This is a genomic window from Glutamicibacter sp. Je.9.36, from assembly GCF_051129975.1.
In the GTDB taxonomy this organism is placed as follows: domain Bacteria; phylum Actinomycetota; class Actinomycetes; order Actinomycetales; family Micrococcaceae; genus Glutamicibacter.
On the sequence record NZ_JBCPSN010000003.1, the window covers coordinates 501,073 to 523,982 of the forward strand.

The window sequence follows — 22,910 nt, forward strand, 5'->3', positions numbered from 1 at the left end:
TCAGGCGTTTTCTAGGGCCTTCTCGCGCACGACGGCGGGCTTGTGTACCGGCTGGGTCGCCCGGGCCGCGGCCAGGCCGCGTTCCAGATCAGCAATCAGGTCGTCGGCTTCCTCGATGCCCACCGAGAGGCGGACCAGGTTGGCCGGGATTTCCAGCGGAGTGCCGATCAGCGAAGCATGGGTCATTTCGCGCGGATAGCAGACCAGGGATTCCACCCCGCCCAGGGACACCGAGAGCTGGAAGTACTCCATGGATTGGGCGAAGGCGCGGGCGGCGGCTTCATCGGAGAGCTGCAAGGAGAGGATCCCGCCAAAGCCGCGGCCGGCCGCAGACCGGGACTTGGCCAGCTCATGGCCCGGATGGCGTTCCAGCCCCGGGTAGTAGACGCGAGTGACCTCGGGCTGGTCATCGAGCCAGCGGGCCAGGGTGCTGGCGGTAGCCCCGTGGCGTTCCATGCGCAGGCCCAGGGTCTTCAGCCCGCGGGCGGCCAGGTAGGAATCCTGCGGACCGGAGACCGCTCCTCCGGCAAACTGCTGGTAGCCCACGGCCTCGGACAGGCTCTGCCCGCGGTGCAGGTGATCGGCCACGATGACAGCCCCGCCGAGCACATCGGAGTGCCCGCCGATGTACTTGGTGGTGGAATGGACCACCGCGTGGGCGCCGAAATCCAGCGGCCGCTGCAGGTACGGGGTGGCGAAGGTGTTATCCACCACCAGCAGGGCGCCGTGTTCGCGGGCGATATCCGCCCAGCCGGCCAGGTCGGCGATGCCCAGCAGCGGGTTGGACGGGGTCTCCACCCAGAGCAGCGCGGTGTTCGGGCGCACCGCGGCACGCACCGAATCCAGGCTGGTGATGTCCACCGCCGAAGAGGTGATCCCCCATTTGCTGTGCAGCTTGGAGATCAGCCGGTTGGTGCCGCCGTAGCCGTCGGCGCCCAGGATGATGTGGTCGCCCGGTTCCAGCACTGCGCGCAGCAGTGCGTCTTCGGCGGCGATGCCCGAAGCGAAGGAGAAGCCGGCGGCGCCGCCTTCCAGCGCGGTGAGCTGGGATTCGAACCCGTTGCGGGTCGGGTTGGAGCCGCGCGAGTACTCGTGTCCGGCGCGCAGCACGTTGATGCCGTCCTGGATGAAGGTGCTGGTCTGGTAGATCGGCGGGATCACCGCACCAGTGTGCGGATCCTTGTGCTGGCCGGCGTGCACGGCCAGGGTGTTGAAGCCGCTCATGCGACGCTCACTTCCTTTTCCTTGGGAGCAGACTGGGCCAGCGCGAGATCCAGCGATTTGGTGATATCTGCGAGCAGGTCGGCGGGGTCTTCCAGCCCGACCGACAGGCGCAGGGTGGAGGTGTTCAGGCCGGCGTCGGCCAGCTGTTGTGCGGAGAGCCGGCAGTGCGTCATGGTCGCCGGGTGGGAGACCATGGTGCGGGTGTCCCCCACATTCGCGGCCAGGGAAATCAGCTTGAGCCCGTCGATCACCGGGGAAACCAGGGATGGGTGGGCCAGCTCGATGGCCAGCACGCAGCCGGTGCCCTTCGGCGCCAGCGCCCGGGCCAGCTCGTAGCTGGGGTGGCCGGGCAGCGACGGGTGGTGGATGGCCACGATGCCCGGGTGGGAAGCCAGAGTGCCGATCAGCGTGGTGACGCTGCGCTGCACGTGGGCGGCGCGCACCGGCAGGGTCTCGATGCCGGCCAGGATGCCCTGGGCGCTGGCCGGGGCGAGGGTCGGGCCCAAGTCATGCAGGAACTTGGAGCGCACCAGCATCGCGTAGGCGGCCGATCCGTGGCGCTCAAGCAGCGAGGTGTTGTTCAGCCGCACCCGCGGTGCGGCGATCTGCGGCCAGCGCCCGGTGTCGGAGAAATCGAACTTCCCCGAGTCCACCACTACCCCGCCGAGCACCGAGCCGTGTCCGGCCAAGCCCTTGGTGGCCGAGTGCACCACGATGTCCGCACCGATTTCCAGTGGCCGAATATTCAGCGGCGTGGCCAGGGTGTTGTCCACCACCACCGGGATGTTGTGCTCGTGGGCAACGGCCGCAATGGCGGGCAGGTCGGCCACGGTGCACAGCGGGTTGGAGACGGACTCCAGGAAGAACGCCCGGGTGTCCTCCTCGATGGCCGAAGCCCAGGCGGCCGGATCGGCCTGGTCGACAAAGCTGATGCGGATGCCGAAGTCCGCGAAGGTGTCGGTGAACAGGTCCACGGTGCCGCCGTAGAGCGAGGAGGAGGCCACGATGTGCTTGGGTCCCTGGGTCAGGGCCAGCAGGGACAGGGCCACGGCGGCCTGCCCGGTGGCGGTGGCCACCGCGTGGGCCCCGCCTTCCAGGGCGGCCACGCGCTGTTCGAGAATCGAGACGGTGGGGTTGCCGGTGCGCGAGTAGGTGAAGCCGGCCTGGCGCAGCGCGAACTTCTCGACCGCTTCGGCATGCGATTGGAATTGGTACGCTGCGGAATTGTGCAGCGGCGGCAGCATCGGGCGGAAGTCTCCGCTCGGGCGGTACCCTGCGTGCACCGCGTCGGTTTCCTGGCTCATGGCTCCTCCTCGATTCTCTGCGAGGGAGTGCACCGATTGGCATCGTGCGGCGGCACGAAGCACAGTACGCGAAAACGCGTTCGGAACTGCTCCATCGTTCCTGGCGGTAGCACCTTTCGGTTTCCCGATGGTTGCTGCGGCGTCTCCGAGCCAGATCTCTCAGCCGCTCTTGATGGGTTGTTCTTCCATGGTTGGCTATCCGCCGCAAACGGTGCAAGCGGTATCCGGCACCCTGCTTCATACAAGGCCGCCACGCTTCATATGTCGTCGCCTTGTCATGATGACGAGGGGGCCTGAACTCTTTTGTGAAGCGAGCTTTTGAGCGGAATCGGTGTGATGTAGAGGTTTTGCTGGAAGTTTGTGACGATGTGCCGGTGCTCCATGACCGGGGGTTACGCTGCTGGCGGCTCAGCCGAGCACTTCTACCCCGAAGCTGGCGACCACGGTGCGCACTTCTTGCAGGTAGCGCTGGGCCTGGTCGGTGAGCGGGATGGCGGCGTGGTCGATCCAGCCGATTTCGATGCGCTCCTCGATGGCCAGCGGGATGGCGACGATGGAGGGATCCAGCTCGTCGCTGATGATGCCGGTGGAGATCGTGTACCCGCCCAAGCCAATCATGAGGTTGAAGATGGTGGCGCGGTCCGAGACCTGGATTTCGCGTTGGCTGGAGCGCGTGGAGAGCACCTCCTCGGCGAAGTAGAAGGAATTATTCGCGCCCTGGTCGAAGGTCAGCCGGGGCAGGTCTTCGAGGTCTTCGAGCGTGACCTGTTCACGAGTGGCCAGCGGGTTGCTGCGCGAGATGAAGATATGCGGATCAGCCAGGAACAGCGGGTGGAAGACCAGACGGGATTCGCGCAGCAGCTTGTCGATGACCTTCCGGTTGAAGTCGTTGCGGTACAGGATCCCGATGTCGCTGCGCAGCGTGCGCACGTCCTCGATGATCTGTTCGGTGCGGGTCTCGCGCAGCGAAAACTGGTACTCCTCGGCCCCGCTGGCCTGCACCATCCGCACGAAGGCATCCACCGAAAATGAGTAGTGCTGGGTGGAGACGCCCAGCAGCCGCCGGGCCGAGGGGCGGCCGAGGTACCGATGCTCAAGAAGCTCCACCTGCTCTAGCACCTGCCGGGCGTAGCCGAGGAATTCAGCACCTTCGGCGGTGAGCGTCACTCCCCTGGCCGAGCGCATCAGCAAGGTGCGCCCTACCCGTGATTCAAGCTCCTTCATCGCTGAGGACATGCTGGGCTGTGCGACGTAAATGAGGTCGGCGGCGGCCGAGATCGACCCTTCGGAGGCGACCGCCACGAAATAGCGAAGTTGCTGCAGCGTCAAGCCATTTGTTCCCTGAACCATAGCTAGAGTCTATATGAATCCATAGTTATATCGAGTTACCCGATATCAAGAATCACCCTGCATGATTGACGCATCGACTTCCCCTCGGCCCACCACGGCCCCCAAAGAAACAGATTGGCCATCATGGCAGACGCGTTGACCTTCAGCATTAGCACCACTAAATTCGACGAGAATTACACCCCCTCAGCAAATTCGCGCACCACCACGAACTTCGCCAATTTGGCACGTGGAGAACGCCGCGCAGAGAACCTGAACAATGCTCTAACAATGATCAACCGCCGCTTCAATTCCTTGGCTCACTGGGACAATCCCCAAGGGGACCGCTATGCGCTGGAATTGGAAATAATTTCTGCCAACGTGCATTTCACTGCCGATAATATCGACCAGAAATTTCCCCTTTTAGAAGTCCTTGAAACCACGATCGTGGATAAACTCCTAGGCACTCGTACCCAGGGAATAGTCGGCAATAATTTTTCTTCTTATGTCCGCGATTACGACTTCAGTGTGGTGCTTCCGGCTTCGTGTAATGACAGCGGTGCTCCGGCGCTTCCAGAAAATTTTGGCGATCTCCACGGGCAACTTTTCCAGCACTTCCTGAACTCGCAGGCATACCGTGAACGTTTTGCCCAGCTGCCGGTGATCTGCATCAGCGTCTCGACTTCCAAGACCTATTTCCGCACCGGCAACAGCCATCCAGTGCTCGGTTTGGAATACCAGCAGGACGAAAATTCATTGACCGATGCGTACTTCGGGAAAATGGGCTTGAGCGTCCGCTACTTCATGCCACCAGGTGCCGTGGCACCGCTGGCGTTCTACTTCCGCGGTGACCTGCTCAACGACTACACCAATCTGCAGCTGATCAGCCTGATCAGCACCATGGAGACCTTCCAGAAGATTTATCGTCCGGAGATCTATAACGCCAATTCGGCTGCTCCTTCCGTATATCACCCGAGCTTGGGTGCCGAGGACTTCTCCCCCACCCGCGTCTTCTATGACCGCGAAGAACGCACCCAATTAGGCAAGATCCAGGGCAAGTTCACTGAGGAACACTTCATCGCCCCAAATCGCGAACTGCTCGATCAATGGGCCGCCTCCTACCCCGCTCCCGTCGCCTAAGAATCCGAAAGACACCCCATGACCTCAACGCTTATCCCCACGTCAATTGTCGGCAGCCTGCCCAAGCCGTCATGGCTCGCCGAGCCTGAAAAACTTTGGTCCCCTTGGAAGCTTGAGGGCGCGCAATTGCGCGAAGGCCAGCAGGACGCCATGCGCGCAGCGGTCCTCGAGCAGGCCCAGCGCGGCATCAACATCATTTCCGATGGCGAGCAGTCCCGCCAGCACTTCGTCACCACCTTCATCGAGCACCTGAGCGGTGTCGACTTCGAGAAGCGCGAGACCGTGCGCATCCGCAACCGCTACGACGCCAATGTTCCCACCGTCGTCGGTGCCGTAGAGCGCGAAAAGCCGGTATTCGTTCAGGACGCAAAGTTCCTGCGCACGCTGACCGACCGCCAGATCAAGTGGACCCTTCCTGGCCCCATGACCATGGTCGACACCTTGTACGATGCGCACTACCGCAGCCGCGAGAAGCTGGCCTGGGAATTCGCGACCATTCTGAATCAGGAAGCCCGCGAGCTTGAGGCCGCCGGGGTGGATGTCATCCAGTTCGACGAGCCTGCCTTCAACGTCTTCTTCGACGAGGTAGCCGACTGGGGCATTGCCGCACTGGAGCGCGCCTGTCAGGGGCTCAAAGCCGAGACCGTAGTCCACATCTGCTTTGGCTACGGCATCAAGGCGAACAATGACTGGAAAGCCACTCTCGGTGCACAGTGGCGCCACTACGAGAAGTCTTTCCCGCTCTTGCAGGCTTCCTCCATCGACACCGTATCGCTGGAGTCCCACCACTCGAATGTCCCGCTTGAGGTCGTCGAATTGGTGCGCGGCAAACGAGTGATGCTCGGAGCTATCGACGTGGCCAATGACGCTGTGGAGACTCCCGAGGAAGTGGCGCAGACTCTGCGCAACACACTCGAATTTGTCGATGCCGACAAGCTGATTGCCAGCACCAACTGCGGCATGGCCCCGTTCCGACGCGATGTGGCCCTGGCCAAGCTCAGTGCGCTCAGCACAGGGGCTGGCATCCTGCGCGAGGAGCTCGTTGGTGCCCGCGTCTGAAGTGACAGAATCGGCGACACCTTCGTTGCCCGCGGAAGATTTCATGGAGGTGTTCCGCTCCTGCCCAGCATCACTCTGACGCGCTAATCTCGCTACCCCGGCGGAAAAGCCCTTTACGTCTAATAGAGAATCCGAGCGTGTGCAACGCAGCATACGCCTTTTCCGAAACTGCAGGGAAATTTGATCCAGCGGCAACCATCGCATCACCCAACAGGTTCTTCGAACCAGACGGAAATGGCTTCGCCAGTCTCAGTGCATAGAACAGAGCGATCTCAGCGGCAGAGGAATTCAAGCTCAGCATCGGTATGATAATTTCGAGGATGACTCTCCTGCGTGCGGCGTGAACGGAAAAGTGCGCAAGTTCGGCGAGTTTTAGAGCTGACTTTCGATTCTCATTAGTAGTGCAACGTAGGTAACGGTCGACGATGAGCGATGCCACGCTCGCTTCATCGAGATCATTTAGACCGACGGCCTGCAGCACCGGTGTTGATGGGACAGGTTCATTTTCTTTTGAAATGAACGACTCCAGCAAGGTGTACTGATTAGCAGTTGTTTGTCTGGCGCGCCAGTAAGAAACCGCAGACAGCAATGGCTTTGGCGCCTTCTCGATGACGCCCATGAGAACAGGGAGCACTTCACTGACAGACTCCTCGGTACTTCTAAGCCATCGTTGTATCAAGTCAGCGAACGCCGCCTCGGACAATTCCTCCTGGCTAGAGCGAACATCTGCAGCGCTAACCCGCAGAACATTCGAAATGTCAAACTCGGACTGTTCGAGAAGTCTGACACGTAGCCTAACTTCATCGGGAACACTCAGCCAGGTGGCACTAGATCCAGCTGTGACAAGGCGAGAAATAGACATACTAGGTAAAGGCGTATCTTCCTCTTCAAGCAAGTATGCAACTTCGGAAAGTACCCATTCAGCCAAGACGGACTCCGTTTCTTCCTCTTCACTCTTATCATCTAGCGACAGGATGACCACGTCAGCCCGTTTCTCTGCAAGGTCTTCGCGACTGATGACGCCGGTGCGAGCAAGAAATTCTGCCACGGCGACTCTATGGAGATGAGTAGCAACTTCGCCGTCGTTTGTGGGTATCGTATCGAAACTGACGATCTCTGTAGCGCTTGCTCTGGCAGACTCGCTACAGTGGTCAAGCAGACTCGCAACGGAAACGGCAGACGAAAGGATCTCTTCCTCGTTCAAATCCTTCGAGTTAATAGTGGCACGATGCCACATGACCCTTACCAGCTCAACGATTGCTCCAGCGCACCGCGTGTCTGACGCAAATGTCTGTGCAGGCCAAGATTTCAACCACACTGACCAGAGTTCGGTACGCCGATGTACTGCCTGTTCAAGTACTAGGGCTGCGATCTCACCGTCTCGAATCGTGACGTCACCGATGTATTTTTGGACAATATCACGCGATTCCAGCTTCCCAATTTTGAGAAGTATACGCAAGACAACGGACGCGCTAGGGTCTTCGGCGTCGAAAGACCCAAGCAGGTGACCTAACGCCGCGAGTACATCATCGGGGTTGAGAACATGTTCCGTCAGATCTTCCTCGTCAGATGCTCTGGCCGTCTTCTCCGATTCTTTGCGGGCTTCCTCGGCCATCACGAAGTCTGAAATGGCATCCACAAGTTGCTTCGTGAAGGAATCCTCACTTGCTTTTAAAACGGCAAAACGATGCGCCTCGTCAACGGCTAGGAGAGCTTCGGCCGCATCCTCAGGACTTTCAGCCATAAACAGATGGACTATCAGCTCGGAAATTTTCGTTCTTGACAGTGAAACTGCCTTCCTCCCGTTGTGCAGAATATGTCGAAGAAGATCGTCATCAGTCGTTGCTAGGTCGCTTTCAAGTACCATCTGACCAAGTTTGTCTGCTTCGGGACGACTTCCCATGATCGCAATCTCCCACGCCCCAGCAGCTGTAGCATCAGAGAGTGAGTCTGAGTCTTCACCAATAGCCGTCGAGACAACCAAGGCGATCTCGTTCGCGAAGGGTCGCGTTGCAGCCGGTTCTTTCGCGACCACCGCAAGGATTGCAGATGCGATGTTGGGAGCTTCCAGCCCGACCGCGACTCTCCCCTGTTGGATGAGGAGCTGAATGGCTGCGGCTCGCGCATCCGTGTCAAGTTCGTCAAATGTCTTGATCACTGCGCCAAAGGATGCATTCTGCGCGTCCCGTTCGAGTTGCTCAGCGACTGAGGCAGGAAGACCATAGAGGCTGCCTGTGTTCTGCAAGTGGATGAGCGATTTGGTTGGTCCCTTAACACTGCGCGTACGGCGAAGGTAGTCAATGAGCTGTTGGCCTTGCGGGGAATGGATTTCCTCGGTGGTTGTCACTTCTTCTTCGGGGGCCAAGAGTCTTTCCACGGGTCTGACGCCCCTTGCGTATTCCTCTGCCACGCGACGTGTGGCATCGTCGACATAGGGATATTTCTCCCAGACGGAGTCAACAACCGCGTTCGGTTCCGAGAGATCTCTCACATACTCGGAAAGCTCAGAATCAATGATCAGATCTCGTGCGAACAATGGGAACTCGATACGCAGACAGACAATCCGAGCCAACTCGTCGATAGAAGCTAGAACGTCGAGATCGAGTTGCTTACTTTCCACCCTGCTTTGAGCCAATCGGTAGCTGAGCACGAACGCGTTTAGCAAATTTTTGACCCGTCGCGGACTGCGAACGTGGGACGGAATCAGGATTGAAACAACGACAGGCACGTCTATGTGCTGCCAGACACCTGGACGACCTTCAATCAACTCCACAACAAAGCTAATAATGCTTTGAGGCATCAGTGGTGGGACAGACATCTGATACTGAAATACTTTGTCAAGGTACGCACTCCCGGCGCTGTAATAAGGATTCAACGTATCTATGAGAGTCGGCTGAGATAAAGTATCAGTCAGCGCGCGTTCAAGTACTTGCTGGTCTGCGGCCACCACGAAAACACATCGGTCTACGCCGAGGAACGTTCGGACCGCGTTGAGAGTTTCCACGACTTCGTCAGATGAGCACCGGTCAAGCTCGTCTACAAAGATCACTACTCGATTTGCACCAGACTCCTCAACTAGATCAGTGAGGAGAGACTCAAACTCTTCATCGCTCTCAGCTCGCTCTACTCTTTTCTCTGACGTAAAGGTCTTGCCAACGAGAGCAATCACCGCAGTGAGCAAGGAAGCCGGAACGAGTGATGCAGGAAGCGTGGCCGTGCCGATCCGAATCAGCTCGGCGAAAACGTCCTTCCCCTGTAAAGCAGCGACGAGCCAAATAGAGCCCGATGAAACCAAAACGGCTACGAAGACAACGAGCGTGAATATCCAAAGGAGCGAAAAGAGCTTTCGCGTCGGTACCGCGAAATCTGTGGTGGTGCGACCTCGATACAGATCATCGTGGAAACGGGAGTCCCTCACACCGAGTGAAGTAGCGACAACGGATACGAAATTGCGGCGGAGCGGATTCTCCGCGTATTTGAAGGCATCAAACCTTGCAAATTTCACTCCGCTTTTCGTTTTGAGCTTTGTTGCCAGTAAGTTGCCAATACCACTCTTCCCGGAGCCCCAAGGCCCGTAAAGTGCGATGTTCGAGGGGGTAGGCACCGAACAAACGAGTTCGGCAAGTTGTATTGCAACTCCATCGTGACTAAGCCGGTCCTCGTCCAACCCCGAGACCTCTTTGTCGTCGATGAGCTCCTTCGCGCGAAAATCCATGCTTTCTCCTCGGTCGCAGCGCGACGTTTCGTATCCACTGCTTGCGCAGATTAACCTACTGGGGTCAGACCGCTATTCGAAGCCTATCGGTTGCGGACGCTGAACTCGTGCTTGACGAAGCATTGAGCAAGAGATCGAATTCTCACCAACCATACTTCACACAACATTCCCATCAGTTGTTATGAATTTATAAGTTTTTGCCCCCGGGCTGCTTGGAACCGCTTGTATGCATCATCCAATAAGTTCTTCGGCAAAGATTCTTCTTTTGAAAAATGCTGACGAATCGTGTCTCTCACATTCCACGTTTCTCTATTTGGCCCGTCCAGTACAGCAGACAAAACTTCAACCATTCGTCCTGCGCCCAAAGCAGCTAAACTCTCAAGATCATCCAGGCTAATCGAGAGGCAAGGGATGTTTGGGTTCGTAAGGCCTTCATGGAAATTACTATCATTTGCGCAATAGATCGGTTCTGCGGTAACAATGAGCCCGATCTGATTCATGTTGGAAGGAATCTTATTAAATTTCTCATGGCCACCATTTATTAACTCGCTGGTGTTTTTGATCTGTTCTCGAGCTTTACCGACGCTCCTCTTTAGTAGGTCTTCGGTCTTGCTAGGTTCACCTGAGAGAACATGCTGGGATAACTTGGCGCTCTTGCATTCAATCAGCAATACGGTATCGCCAGCCATAGCAAACCAATCAACTGAGAGTTTCGGAGACGTCGTTCCATAATCGATCTCAGGCAATACATGGTCGAATTCGGCATATCCGAGCTGCATACCCACATAAGCTTCGACTCTATATCCCAACTCAGAAGGGAACGCACTCCCAAATACTTCACATCCTCGATAGAACAAGTTGCCGACACTAAGAGTTCGCAGAAGATAGAAAGGTTGTGGCACAAGTAGAGAACTTTTGCCTATGTTAATAATTGGGAAACGTTCGAGGGGATTGAACGAGAAGCGTTTCAGATAATCCGGGACTAGCGGAACGTTTTTGGCACTATCACGTGCCTCCTGGATGGTAGCGGTCAAATCTTCGACAGTCCGCATCATATTCTTCACAACATTTTGATCAGCCTCTGGCTGCCGCCCGAGGGCCTCCAACTCTACGATTGGAATAATCCCATGATGTAGGAAAGTTGCAGCCTCGATTAGGCGTATGGATTCAAGCCGCTCCTCCAAGGGCATGTCAAACACTTGGGACCAATCGCGGTCAGGAGCCTTTGAACGATCAACTTGCAATTCTGGATCACAAAATAACAAATAAGTGCGAGCGATTTCATGTTCCGAGGACAATTGAAATTTATATTGTTCGTACAGGAACGATCCCATGGCGAGATACAACGGTTTACCCTTGATTCCTTGAGAAAAGTCAGCCTGATCGAAAGTGAAAAGTGTCCGGTTTATCGCTTGTACGGTGACCTCCCTATCTCTATCTTCTGTTCCGTAAAGTATCGATTCTCTAGCTAAGGCAGCAATGGCCCACTGATTGTAGTATTTCCGCATCGATGAGAAAGGTTTACCCTGTAGCGAATATGCGGCTAACGCTAGTGCAGGCAAAAAATCAGAGGGCCTGTAGCGTCGCACAGCATGAACCACATCATTCCAGCTAGGGTATTTCTTGGGAATATTCAAACTTACATCCTGACTTTCATAGTTTTAAATACCTAGTTCTAAAAGACTCTAAATGATATTGGTTGGACGTCAATCCCGCACTCAAGTCTTAGAACATAATTTCTAAGATTAGGTATTGACGTGAAAGTTAATCAAACGCAAACGTGCACGCTGACGTCACCACCACAGCGCGTGATGGCGATGGTATTGGGTCGGGTCCCGGCCTGCAACCCCTGATCTGCCCACAACTACAGTGACACGGAGATTGATCAGTCTGAGATGCTGATCCGTGACCAGGTGTCCGCCTCTTTAGTGAAGATCTCCAGCGAGTCGATGCAAAGTGCGGGATCAGCGACAGGGATGAGCTGATCCTCAACCGGTCGGTGCAACCAAGGGATGGGCATGTGGTGATCGCTGTGATCGACGAGGAAATGAATATGAAAAGACTTTCCGCCGGACCCGCCAGGATGGTGCTGAAAGCCGAGAATCCCACTAACCGGCCCTGCGGACGGCCGATTTATCGGTCTCTTCACGGACGCTACAAACCGGATTTTCTAAAGATGACGGATATCAGGATACTTGGCCTTCAAAGGTCCACAGTGCACATGAAAAACTCATCCAGCGCATTCGAGCAACCACCCAAGAAGCCTGATGTTTCTCGGGATCTAATTTGGGTAGAGTCTACTGATTTCACGACGAGTCTGATCACGTGGATATGACCGCCAAATCAGGAGTGAGTGAGATAATTTAGTGCCCGTCCTATAAGCCGATACATAGCTAAGATTGCCCATCCTGAACAGCTACGATAGTCACTATGGACTCAGGAAATCGCCCCCAACCACGACCAGGATCAAATCCATTCGCAACAGCACCGAAACCTCAAGGTCCGCGGCGGTCCAACCGGAGTTCACGACAGCGGCCCCAACCTGAACGTAGTCGGGCATCTCAGTTCGCCTCGGAGCAGCCAGGAAACTCGTTTAAGTACTTGTACTCGCGGCTTAGTGAAGGAGCCTTCCAGCAGCTTTGCAGCGCCTTACTCCGGCTGAAATTCGACCCCGTTCAATGCTTCCCTGTTGGGATGGCGGACGGAGGTATTGATGCGATCTCCAATGGCAGCATCATTTATCAAGTCAAGTGGTCGAGCAAACTACAACAGAACCCTCACACATGGCTGACGGCCACCATCAAAGGAGAGCAGTCGAAGATTGAAAATCTCGTACGTGAGAAAAAGATCTCGCGCTATATTTTGATGACTTCTGTCGCCGGAACTACCACGGCCACAAACACGGGAAGTATGCAGAAACTGCAGACCTTCCTCGACGAATTCAGCCAACAAGTTGGCATACCAGTTGAATGCTGGTGGCAGGCCGATATTGACGCCGAAGTCGACGCAGCCCCCGACTCGATCAAGTGGGCTTACCAGGAGATGCTCGCAGGATCCGAAGCGATTCGTTATCTCATTTACGGTGCCAACGAGGAAGGGGCCGCTCATGAGATGCGTGAGACTGTCCTTAAGGTTATGGCTTCCCAGTGGGGAGATGACTCCAAGATTAAATTTTCTCAACTTGACATGGATAGGATCGACATCTCGGATCTCTTCATAGACGTCAAAGTGCAACGAATCCAGCAACCAGGGTCGTCAAAGGAGCGCTTTTACACTGACCATGAGAGCATTAGTGATGACACGGGTGCCGTTGGCTACTTGCTAAACTCAATTTTCCCGTTGACTTATCTACTTGGCGTTCCGGGGCAGGGGAAGTCAACGCTAAGCCAGTACCTCTGTCAGATCCATCGAGCGTCAATTGCACCTGGGCTGACAAAAACAGCCACTGAATTGCCGTCAGCGAAGGAACCCAAGCTCCCCTTAAGAGTAGATCTCAGTGACTATGCACTATGGCTTTCGGGTCGGGATCCGTTTGGCGATGAGGAATCCAACCAAAAACCCCGTACCCGACGCAAGGACCAGCGTTCAATTGAACTGTTCCTCGTGTCTTTGTGCGCATTCCACAGTGGCGGACGAGAAGTAACAGTGGAACAACTGCAGAGCCTTTTGGACAGATATCCGAGCTTGCTGGTACTCGATGGGTTGGACGAAGTCGCAGATCTACAGCTCCGCAAAATTGTCGTAGACGAAATCAATAGATTCTCCTTAAGAATGGTTCAGTCGGAAGCCAAACGGCGATTCCAAATATTGGTAACGGCTCGACCCAACGCATCGAGCCTTCCTGAGCCAAATATGGATGTTTTTCAAACCCTTGAACTGCGCCCGCTGGACACTAAACTGCAGCGCGAATTCGTATCGCGATGGGCCGAACTAAACGGCATCCGTGGGATGGCCCGAAGAAAATTGCGGCGCACTTTCGAGGAGAGGACAACTTACGACCATGTCGCTAAGCTGGCTGACAACCCAATGCAACTAACCATCTTGCTTTTCCTGATCAGTAAAAAAGGTGACGCTGTGCCCATCAGCAGAACACCTCTCTACACGGACTACATGGATACGTTCATGGACAGAGAGGTGAATAAACAACAAATTCACCGAGATCACGTTCCACACGTCATTGAAGTAACGTCGTTCCTGGGCTGGCATATGCAGTCTGGAGTGGAGAGCGAACGCGGGGCAGACCGAATGACGCTTCAAGCCATTCAGGACACGCTCTATCTTTACTTCCGTCGCACTGATGGGCCAGTTGACCGGGCTGCAGAGCTCTTTCAAGCCGTAACGGATCGTTTTTGGGCGCTCACTAGCAAATCCGAGGGAACATTCGAGTTTGCAGTGCAACCTGTCCGCGAGTACTTTGCGGCAAAATTCCTTGCAGAGTGGGCCGGGCAGGACCGTCGTGATCCGCTGTCGAAGTCAGATATTCTGAGGCAACTCGTTAAGCGAAACTACTGGCTAAATACATCTAGATTCTATGCGGGATTTGCCAACCCAAACGAACTTGCAAGCCTCAGATACGGACTAGACGAGGCGCTGGCCGACAAGATCCATCCATTGCAAGAACGGGTAGCTGTATGGACCATACTTAGCGATGGGATCTTCGCAAATAAAGCAGTTGTTCAGCGAGACGTAGCGAGACTGCTGGCGGACGATCTCACAGTTAGATTGGCAACCACGCCACATGTGAGCGGCACGAGCAACTTTCCGCGACTGGGCGCGGTTTCGGGAGGCGAAGATTTAGCGCGAGCGCTATTGGAGGCCATTGCCCAAGCACCTGAAGATGATATGTCGATGGTCCGAGTCGCCATGTTGCGTCAGCACCGCTTGATAATCCCCAAAGACTTTTCTGAGTGGTGGAAACCAAGAGCACTGGCCGCTCTGGGTACTCCATCCGAATCTGCATGGCTGTCCCTTGGTGGCAAGTTTGGAGTGCCAAAACTTGTCCATCCTGACACGGAAAGACTGCGGCTCACAGATGCTGAGTCATGCCGCTCGGCCTTGTACGCCGGTGTATCGCCGGCCAGAGCAACTACTCAAGGTGCCCGGCTCCTCCAGGCCGTCCTCGATGGCTGGTGCTCCGAAGTGGATACAGCGAGCTCTTGTCTTGCGGGCAATCTACTCCGGGGTATTCGGCCATTCTGGTTTATACGTTTGGCTGAAGCCGGTCGTGAGGGGTCAGCCGTTTCTTCAGGCCACTACTGGACTGAACAACCGGAACGCCTCTCACGGTCAGCAGCATTCAAGGCACTCATACAGGAAGACGGAAGATACAAGCGTCTCCAGCAGGCAGCGAAATCACAAGCCATGGGCCAAAAAGGCACAACGGAACCCTGGCAGAACACAGCTCGAGAACTGGCGCGGCTGCACGGTCCATGTTGGTTGGCGGCTGACATTGCCATTATCGGGGCCGCAACTCAGAATACGAGGCCTGAGGGATCGATGGATAAAGATGGAAAGCCGTTCGGCCCCGCCACAGACTACGGCACTCTTGTCATGAATCTCCGCAAGGGACAAGATTCGGATTGGTGGCAGAACGCCTTCGACGAGTACAAGGATTCTCTTTCGAGGAGAACTTGGTCTTTTGCTCTCCTCGCAACAGCGAATGAAGACATTGTGTTGGAACACCTCGCCAATGTTGCGACGGTCCTAGACTCAGCAGCGGATGACGAGTTTAATTCATTGGCCATGTCGACAAGCCGGCTTGGGGCAACACCTATCCCACGACGACTCGGAGATGTTGTTCTGGGCGTTGCAGCCCGTCACACGGATCGGCTGGCACTGGTCGTTTCGCATTTTACGGCTGACCACGATGGGTGCGATCCGCTGGAGCCTTTGACGGACAAACAACTCCTGAAAATGTCCTCATCAGCGCCTCACCATTGGAGTGTAGCAGGCGCAATCACCAATCGTTTACTTCGCGGGTACAACGAAACTCTGCTGGACGCTTTGGCTGCGTTGGGGCCAGATTGCCTCGTCGAAATAGATGATGTCGCATCGTTTACGGATGCGCGGGTCTCTGACCACGTACTGCAAGATCCAGCCGTTTTTCCAGGATCCTGGGTTCGCGCAGCAGAAAGCTGGCACTCTTCATCGAACCGAGAACCCTCCCTAGCAGAACAGGCCTCGGATAACGAATGGGTGCCGAAAGTGCCACGCCTGTAATTCAAGGCAGGAACTATATACGCGTGTGAAAAGTTTGAGTCTCCTAGCATGAATGCACCCGATTCTCTCTGAACGATGCTTCAGGCCGAGCTCCCTAAAATCTCTTCACGAGCAATTCATCCGCAGACACAAATCCGTGTCTGGCATAGAAAGCATGGGACTCATCTGTCGACGACAGCAGGATACGTACTGCATGAATGTCCTGTGAGAATTGGGTCGCCGCATCCATGAGACGACTTCCCACGCCCATATTTCGGTGTTGAGCCACAATGAACGCGTTACCGGGATAAATCCAGCACGTTGTTTTCTTGCCTGGTTGCGGCATCCGTTCGAGTACCATCAAATTCAACATCCCAACGATGATGCCGTCAAGTTTCGCGATGAACATTGTGCGGGGATTGTTTTCTTCCCAGTTGCGGTAGTCAAGTTCGAAGTTCGGCTCCTCCAGCGGTTCATTCGTTTGCTCTTCTACCCACGTGGTTCGTAGCTTGATGAGTCCGGGTGTATCTGACGGAAGTGACTGACGAATAGTGAGCATAGATCGATGCTACTTACATGTCAGCCATGCATGGGCTTCAGAGACAAGTCACGCCTGTTCTGGGTTCCACCTTCGGAGCAACAGAATGGTCATGATAGGCCATGAAGTACAGAATCAGTGAGCTCTTGCGAGGGGCTCTCCCAGCAGCATCTCCATCCAGCTCGTGGTAGTCGTCGAATGGGTAACGTGCAGCGAACTGCTTTATGGAACAAATATTCTATAATTATGTCCAAAATAGCTCATTACTTGAAAATTTTGGTTTTTATATTTAATACACTTTTGAATGGTCAACGCTGAGATCGGATTTGGATGAACTTCAACGGAAGTGATGACAACGTTTACCAGCATAGGCCCCGCGCGTCCGCAGCGAGGCGAATACATCGCGCACGTAGACGTGGACAGCTTCTATGTCCCCTACGAACGCGTCTTCGACCCGAAACTGGCCCCCTGTAATCGTAGTTGGGTCCCTAAAAAGTTTTCCAGTGACTTTGTGAGTATTCGAGTTCGACAATGGACACAGGAGGAATCACAGAAACAATGGCACGCAGACACGCAACAGACCGGGCCATCGCTAAAGTCCGCTAAGGACAAAAGAAGCTCAACTTAAGCCACCCGATAATCGAAGTCATCCATGGCAGCGATGAAGCCAGGGCCGCAGTCTGCAGCGCCTGGCCTCACCACCATGAGCATCGTCGACCCCGCACTAGGATCGGTGGTCTTACTCCGTCAGATCGTATTCACAACCCCACGGGGAACTACGTCTAGACCAGTGCGGCCTGCAGTTCCTTGGCTGCCTGCGCCGGGTCGGCGGCGGAGTAGATGGCACCGCCGGCCACGGCGACCTGCGCGCCGGACTTCTGGACGTTGGCGATCGTGCTGATGCTGACGCCGCCAGCCACCGAGAACGGCACCTGGGATGCCGTGCCAGCGCTCAGCAGCACATCCAGGTCGTAGCCTGGCTGCGCCTGCTCGTCCAGGCCCGCATGGAATTCGACGAATTGGACACCCAGCGCAGCAACCTCCCGGGCCCGGGCTGGCTTGTCCGCGATGCCGATCAGATCCACGACGATGCCCTTGCCGCGCTCGGTGGCGGCCTTGACCGCGCCGGCAATCGTGGAGTTGTCGGCGGCCCCGAGGATTGAGACCAGATCCGCGCCAGCGGCGAAGGCGATATCCGCTTCCAGTTCCCCGGCGTCCATGGTCTTCATATCCGCGAAGACGGTCTTGTCCGGGTGGGCCTGCTTGATGGCGGTGATCACCGACAGCCCTTCGGCCTTGATCAGCGGGGTGCCCAGCTCGATGATGTCGACATACGGGGCGACTTTTCCAGCCAGCTCCAGCGCTTCGGCAGTGCTGAGCAGATCGATGGCAACTTGGATTTTCATGATGTTCCCTTTCAGGGGTTATTGGTGGTGGGTTGGTACTGGCGCCAAAAGCGCCGGTCTACTCCAGATTCGCGTGGCGCTGCCACAGCTGCTGCGCGGTGGCATCATCCGCGCTCCAGAGCGTGTGGAACACGATTTCGGTGATCAGGAACAGCGACTGCTCGAACAGGCTGCCGGAGTATTGGCGGGTAATGGACGATCCGTGGTCCGTTTTCCCGGCGGCCGGGACTTCTACAAGAACGTGGGCGGCCGATCCGATGGGGCTGGATGGATCGGTGGTGATGGCCGCGATCCGGGCGGCGGCCCGTTGGGCGGTGCGGACACTCTGGACCACACCCGCGGTGGTTCCGGATCCGGAGGCCACGAGCAGCAGGTCCCCGTCGGCGATGGCCGGCGTGGTGGCATCCCCGGCAACGTGCACGGCCAGGCCCAGATGCATCAGGCGCATCGCCGCCATGCGCAAGGCCAGCCCGCTGCGTCCGGCGCCGGCCACGAACACCCTCGGTGCCGCGCGCAGCTGCGCTGCGAGCTCGATGACCTGCCGCGGCTTCACGCCCCGCACAGTTGCCCCGATCTCCGAGTGGACCAGGTCCATGGTGTCCAGCACGTCCTGCTGGGATATCGCTTCGGTGAGGGGTTCGGCCATGGTATTCACGCCATTCCTTTCGACAGCGCCTCCCGGCGGACCGGATCGGCTTTGATGGGCATGAGTTAATCCTCCGGCCAGAAAGGGGTGGCCGCTACGCCATTTACAGGCAGTTGAACCTATCCTTTCGGATAGTGGCTGCTCCCCCGAGCTGCGATACACTCGCCTGCATGAGCATTCTGGACTCCTCCTTCGTCCCTGGCCTGCAAGCTGCCGCACCGGCACCAGGGGTGCTCGAATCGATCGCGCTGCTGGCCACGGCTGCGCTGCCGCAGATCGCCGTTCGCCTGCGTGATGCCCTGGCTCCGGAAATCCGTTGCGCGGCCCTGGCCATTTTCACCGAGGAGTGCACCGATAGGCCCAGGAAGCTTGCCGGCGACCAGCGCATCACGGATCTGGTGGGCATTGCGGAACTGGATCGGATCCGCGGTTCCCATCCCGGTGAGAACCGCTGGAGCGAGCGTGCCCAGATCGGCGGTGCTCCGCGGGAGATCCTTGCCCTGCGCTACCCGCCCAGCAATGCGCTGCTGGTGCTCATCGAGCCCCGCCCCGCCGGTGGACAGCCCGGGATGATCGGATACCTGTGGAATCTGGCCGCCAACCGGATCCGCGAGAAGGTGGCCGACGCTCCTCCGTCCTATCTGCGGGAATCGCGCGCGGTCTCGGCAGAGCGTGTCCGGGTCACCGGCGAGCTGGTAGAACAGTATGCGGCGAGCCTCGATATCCTGCTGGCGACCTTGCGTTCGGCGCAATTGGACGATGCGGCCGCGCGCGTTGCCGCCATCGACCTTGCGGCCAAGACCCTGGTCGGCCTCAAGACCGTGGATGACCGCACCAATAGCATCGTGGAGGAACCGGTTGCTTCGGCTTTCACCCGCTTGCGCGATGACCTGCGCCCCTTGACCACTTTGAGTGGCGTGGACCTGCAATTCGTCGAGCCTCCCAAGAACGGCAGGGCGCTGCCCGGCGAGGTGGCCCATGCCGCCCGGGCCATCGTGCGCGGCCTGGCCCTGGCAATGATGGAGCAGGAAGACATCCAGCGGATCCGGGTGCAGTGGAACTGCGACGGCGAGAATTTGCTGATCAATGTCCGCGACGATGCACGGGGCGGCATCGATCCCTCGGCGGCGGCCTTGGACCGCCTCGTGCGGCGCGTGGAGGCGCTGAACGGGCTGATCGAGATCGAGGTCATGGGCGGATGGGGCACGGAGGTAGCGGTGCGGCTACCGCTGGATGCCCCGCCGTCGGCCGTCGCGGAAATCGCCGAATGGAGCCTGGGTGGCCGGGAATTCGAGGTCCTGCAGCTCCTGGCAGCGGGGCAGCGCAACCGGGCTATTTCGCAGGTGCTGGGGATCAGCGAGAACACGGTGAAATTCCACGTGCGCAATCTCTTCAAGAAGATGGGCGTCAGCTCCCGCGCCCAAGCTGTCGCGCTGGCGCACAGCCATGGGGTGGCCAGCTCCACGTAGCCTGCCGGCATTGACGCTGAGCTTGGGGATGACCAGGACTGGGGGCACAAACTGGTGCAGGGAAAATGCCGCCATCGAGCCCTCATCGCTTCGGCCCTCCGAAGGCTGGCCGCGCTCTTCGCCATGATCCGTGGCGTGTCGATTTCTGATGTACCGGAGCAGGAAGTTGCTCCACGGTCTCCAGCCACGGCCCGGCGTCCATCGGGTAAGCAATCGCGGGCATCATCCCGACGGTGAGTCGAGGCTCTAGCAACTATGGGCAACGAGGTGCAGGATAGGTTCCATGGATCCACAAGATGCTTTGATTCTTCCTGATGTTGCCGCATGGCGCGCTTGGCTCGACGAACACGAAGAAACCAGCGATGGCGTTTGGCTGGTAGTGGCAAAGAAGGGAACGACTTCCCCAACCTCGCTCACTGTCGCACAAGCATTGCCTGAGGCGCTTTGCAGCGGATGGATCGATGCCATCCGCCGCAAACGCGATGAGACGACCTTCCTCCAGCGCTACACTCCCCGCCGGAAGAACTCTGTCTGGTCCCAGAAGAACACTGAAATCGCCCAGGAATTGATTGATCAAGGACGCATGCGGCCACGGGGCTTCGCGGAAATCCAGAAGGCCAAGGAAGATGGACGGTGGGAGCGTGCTTACCAAGGCCAGGCCACCGCCCAAGTTCCTCCGGATTTGCAAGAAGCGCTGGATCGTTCGACCGTGGCGGCCAAGAACTTTGCGGCCTTGAAATCCCAACCGCGCTATCACATCCTGCATCAGCTGATGATTGCCCGAACGGAGAAAACGAGGACTGCCCGCTTGGCTCGATTCGTTGCAGAACTTGAGCAGGGTTCAGAAGGCTGATCCTTGGTCCGGTACAGCACTACACGGATGCTGCTGCTGAGCGCTAGCTTCTGGAGCGGTAAATCGCTTCGGCGATCATGGCGCCTGCTTGCAGAATCGCTGCCGCAAGAATGACTAGCGCGGCTGCAGTGGCCCCTCCAAGAATCAGCATGACCACTCCGACAAGTCCCAAGGTCCAGGCAATGAACATTGCTCCTGTAGTCATTCCCAGTCCGGCCTGTCGGGTTTTCTTCACGCTCTGAGTCATATCCCCAGTTTAGACGCAGGGCTTAACTCTGGGGAAAACGGTTCCGAGAACTGATCATTTCCGCGGTGCCTTGGTACCGTGGAATTCAATGCCCGGACAACCCCGGCAATATCTCATCTCACGATTGGATTCATGGCTTGCGTGTATTAGTTCCGTGGCAAAGCTTGGTCGACAGCATGCAGATTCCCGGGGTTGAAACCGTCTTGTGGAATATCAATGATGGCGAGCCTCCAGCAGCTGATGTGCTCGTTACCGAGCGGCCGCTGGATCCTGCGCATCGCTCGCGAGTCAGCAGAATCCGGGGGCTGAAGCACGTGCATCTGCTATCCCTCGGCTACGAGTGGGTGCTGGAGCATCTCCCCGGCGAAGCAGTCTTGTCGAATTCCCGCGGCGCGGTGGAAGACTCCACCGCTGAGCACTGCCTCGCCCTGGTACTGGCCGCATTGCGCGAGCTCCCTGCGGCCATGGCCTCGCAGAAAGAACAGGAGTGGCCTCGCTTGTGGACGTCCTCGCTTTTCGGCTCCAATGTCGTGGTGCTCGGAGTGGGCGGCGTGGGCACGGCCACTATTGAACGGCTCAAAGCCTTCAAACCAGCCAGAATCACCGGAGTCGCCAGTTCCCCGCGAATCCTGGATGATGGCACCAATGTCGTCGCCCTGCGCGATGCAGCTGAGCTCCTGCCTGATGCAGATGTCGTCATCTGCACTCTGCCGCATACACCCCGGACCCAAGGCCTTATAGATGCAGGATTCCTCCAGCGCATGCGCGACGGCGCACTGCTGGTGAATGTCGGCCGCGGCCCTATTGTGAACACCGCAGATCTGCTCGACGAGCTGCGCTCGGGGCGCCTGCGCGCGGCTTTGGATGTGACCGATCCCGAGCCGTTGCACACGGGCCATCCGTTGTGGACCGCGCCGAACTGCATCATTACGCCGCATATGGCTGGTGATACCTCAGAATTCATGCGGTTGGTGTCGGATTTGGCGACGCAGCAAGTTCAGCTGCTATCCACCGGTTCGGCACCGCACAACATTGTTCGCCGCAACCTTGGCTAGGCCCTGCTTGCCGCCAAGGAATGCTCGACAATTTCATGAACCTTGTCGACGGTAACCGGAGCCAGGGTAACGCCGAGGGGTCCATGCCCCGCGGCTACTGTCAGGTTCTCGTATTTTCGTTGCCCAATGATCGGCACGCCGCTTGCAGTCATCGGCCGGGCCCCTTGCCAACGGCTTAGTTCCGGCAGCTGCCTAAGCTCTGGCAGCAATGCTTCCGCGCCCTGGCGCAGGGCTGAAATATCCGAATCAGCTGGCACTGCATTGCTCATGCCGCCAAAACGCATTCCGCCCGTAATTCGCACACGTCCAGGCATTGGACTGATGACCACATGATCTTGCATCCCCATCAAGGCACGGCTAACCAAGCGGTCCTGATCTTCCAGCGTCACCGACCAGCCGTATCCAGGCTCAACTGGCACACTGACTCCCAAGGCCTTGCCGGTTTCACAGCTGGAGGCCCCCGTTGCCAAAACAACGTGTCGCGCCGAGACCCTCCCGGAATCAGTGATCAAGGTGTGCAGGTTGGATCCGGTAGCTTCGTGGTCGATGACCTGACCGGCCTAGCATCTTCAAGGGCACTGGGATGTCCTGGCAAGATCTGGTGGTTGCTGTCGGCGTTCACGAGCACTTCACCAACTAGGCGACTGAGAAGAGGGTTCCCGTACCGTTGGGCAGTTGCGCATGCATGCGCAACTGCCACGGCACTGGACGTTCGTCGCCCCGAAACGAA

At 57.3% G+C, this 22,910-nt stretch carries 17 protein-coding genes, 1 pseudogene and 1 riboswitch; of the genes and pseudogenes, 8 read left to right on the plus strand and 10 right to left on the minus strand.

Features of this window, described 5'->3' with window-relative positions:
- The 3 genes from AAZQ98_RS10665 to AAZQ98_RS10675 form a co-directional block, all read right to left on the minus strand.
- The gene (locus AAZQ98_RS10665; RefSeq protein ID WP_434692047.1) at positions 1-1,224 is read right to left on the minus strand and encodes a cystathionine gamma-synthase; all 1,224 of its coding nucleotides are present in this window, start codon (positions 1,222-1,224) and stop codon (positions 1-3) included.
- Complete coding sequence (locus AAZQ98_RS10670) at positions 1,221-2,528, minus strand: O-acetylhomoserine aminocarboxypropyltransferase/cysteine synthase family protein (protein WP_434692048.1); 1,308 nt, start codon at positions 2,526-2,528, stop codon at positions 1,221-1,223. Before AAZQ98_RS10670 ends, AAZQ98_RS10665 begins: the two co-directional genes overlap by 4 nt.
- An 88-nt stretch (positions 2,529-2,616) precedes the next feature.
- A riboswitch (SAM riboswitch) is annotated at positions 2,617-2,707 on the minus strand.
- 229 nt (positions 2,708-2,936) lie between these two features.
- On the minus strand, positions 2,937-3,878 hold the full coding sequence (locus AAZQ98_RS10675; protein ID WP_434692050.1) for a LysR family transcriptional regulator: 942 nt from the start codon (positions 3,876-3,878) through the stop codon (positions 2,937-2,939).
- 123 nt (positions 3,879-4,001) lie between these two features.
- Between AAZQ98_RS10675 and AAZQ98_RS10680 the strand changes: the two genes are divergently transcribed.
- A complete protein-coding gene (locus AAZQ98_RS10680) occupies positions 4,002-4,994 on the plus strand; it encodes a DUF1852 domain-containing protein (protein WP_434692052.1) in 993 nt (330 codons plus the stop codon).
- An 18-nt stretch (positions 4,995-5,012) separates the two neighbouring features.
- On the plus strand, positions 5,013-6,053 hold the full coding sequence (locus AAZQ98_RS10685) for a methionine synthase (RefSeq protein WP_434692054.1): 1,041 nt from the start codon (positions 5,013-5,015) through the stop codon (positions 6,051-6,053).
- Positions 6,054-6,123: 70 nt separating this feature from the next.
- Here the strand turns inward: AAZQ98_RS10685 and AAZQ98_RS10690 are convergent, their stop codons facing one another.
- Both AAZQ98_RS10690 and AAZQ98_RS10695 read right to left on the minus strand, forming a co-directional pair.
- The gene (locus AAZQ98_RS10690) at positions 6,124-9,768 is read right to left on the minus strand and encodes a KAP family P-loop NTPase fold protein (RefSeq protein ID WP_434692058.1); all 3,645 of its coding nucleotides are present in this window, start codon (positions 9,766-9,768) and stop codon (positions 6,124-6,126) included.
- Between the two features lie 179 nt (positions 9,769-9,947).
- Complete coding sequence (locus AAZQ98_RS10695; protein WP_434692061.1) at positions 9,948-11,405, minus strand: hypothetical protein; 1,458 nt, start codon at positions 11,403-11,405, stop codon at positions 9,948-9,950.
- Between the two features lie 362 nt (positions 11,406-11,767).
- Here AAZQ98_RS10695 and AAZQ98_RS10700 point away from each other — a divergent pair, with 362 nt between their 5' ends.
- Both AAZQ98_RS10700 and AAZQ98_RS10705 read left to right on the plus strand, forming a co-directional pair.
- On the plus strand, positions 11,768-12,103 hold the full coding sequence (locus AAZQ98_RS10700) for a hypothetical protein (RefSeq protein ID WP_434692063.1): 336 nt from the start codon (positions 11,768-11,770) through the stop codon (positions 12,101-12,103).
- 359 nt (positions 12,104-12,462) lie between these two features.
- Positions 12,463-15,987, plus strand: coding sequence for an NACHT domain-containing protein (locus AAZQ98_RS10705; RefSeq protein ID WP_434692066.1), 3,525 nt, complete (start codon positions 12,463-12,465; stop codon positions 15,985-15,987).
- 94 nt (positions 15,988-16,081) lie between these two features.
- Here AAZQ98_RS10705 and AAZQ98_RS10710 read toward each other — a convergent pair whose 3' ends face one another.
- Positions 16,082-16,525 carry a GNAT family N-acetyltransferase gene (locus tag AAZQ98_RS10710; RefSeq protein WP_434692069.1) on the minus strand — a complete coding sequence of 148 codons (444 nt, stop codon included), beginning with the start codon at positions 16,523-16,525 and terminating at the stop codon, positions 16,082-16,084.
- Positions 16,526-17,161: 636 nt separating this feature from the next.
- Here AAZQ98_RS10710 and AAZQ98_RS10715 point away from each other — a divergent pair.
- Positions 17,162-17,290 (plus strand): annotated as a pseudogene (locus tag AAZQ98_RS10715) (IS481 family transposase); the annotation flags it as partial.
- Here the strand turns inward: AAZQ98_RS10715 and hxlA are convergent.
- Complete coding sequence (gene hxlA, locus AAZQ98_RS10720; RefSeq protein WP_133833168.1) at positions 17,287-17,910, minus strand: 3-hexulose-6-phosphate synthase; 624 nt, start codon at positions 17,908-17,910, stop codon at positions 17,287-17,289. The pseudogene AAZQ98_RS10715 and the gene hxlA sit on opposite strands and share 4 nt — an antisense overlap.
- A gap of 58 nt (positions 17,911-17,968) precedes the next feature.
- Positions 17,969-18,565: a 6-phospho-3-hexuloisomerase gene (hxlB, locus tag AAZQ98_RS10725; RefSeq protein WP_434692074.1), complete on the minus strand. Its 597-nt coding sequence runs from the start codon at positions 18,563-18,565 to the stop codon at positions 17,969-17,971.
- A 161-nt stretch (positions 18,566-18,726) separates the two neighbouring features.
- On the opposite strand from hxlB, the gene AAZQ98_RS10730 reads away from it, so the two are divergent.
- Complete coding sequence (locus AAZQ98_RS10730) at positions 18,727-20,025, plus strand: LuxR C-terminal-related transcriptional regulator (protein ID WP_434692077.1); 1,299 nt, start codon at positions 18,727-18,729, stop codon at positions 20,023-20,025.
- Positions 20,026-20,308: 283 nt separating this feature from the next.
- On the plus strand, positions 20,309-20,878 hold the full coding sequence (locus AAZQ98_RS10735) for a YdeI/OmpD-associated family protein (protein ID WP_434692080.1): 570 nt from the start codon (positions 20,309-20,311) through the stop codon (positions 20,876-20,878).
- A 43-nt stretch (positions 20,879-20,921) separates the two neighbouring features.
- Here the strand turns inward: AAZQ98_RS10735 and AAZQ98_RS10740 are convergent, their stop codons facing one another.
- Entirely contained in the window at positions 20,922-21,125 is a 204-nt protein-coding gene (locus AAZQ98_RS10740) for a hypothetical protein (RefSeq protein ID WP_332489410.1), read from the minus strand.
- A gap of 176 nt (positions 21,126-21,301) precedes the next feature.
- Between AAZQ98_RS10740 and AAZQ98_RS10745 the strand changes: the two genes are divergently transcribed.
- Positions 21,302-22,180, plus strand: a complete 879-nt coding sequence (locus AAZQ98_RS10745) for an NAD(P)-dependent oxidoreductase (protein ID WP_434692083.1) — start codon at positions 21,302-21,304, stop codon at positions 22,178-22,180.
- Here the strand turns inward: AAZQ98_RS10745 and AAZQ98_RS10750 are convergent.
- Positions 22,177-22,728: an NAD(P)/FAD-dependent oxidoreductase gene (locus AAZQ98_RS10750; protein ID WP_434692166.1), complete on the minus strand. Its 552-nt coding sequence runs from the start codon at positions 22,726-22,728 to the stop codon at positions 22,177-22,179. The genes AAZQ98_RS10745 and AAZQ98_RS10750 overlap by 4 nt on opposite strands.
- Between the last annotated feature and the right edge of the window lie 182 nt (positions 22,729-22,910).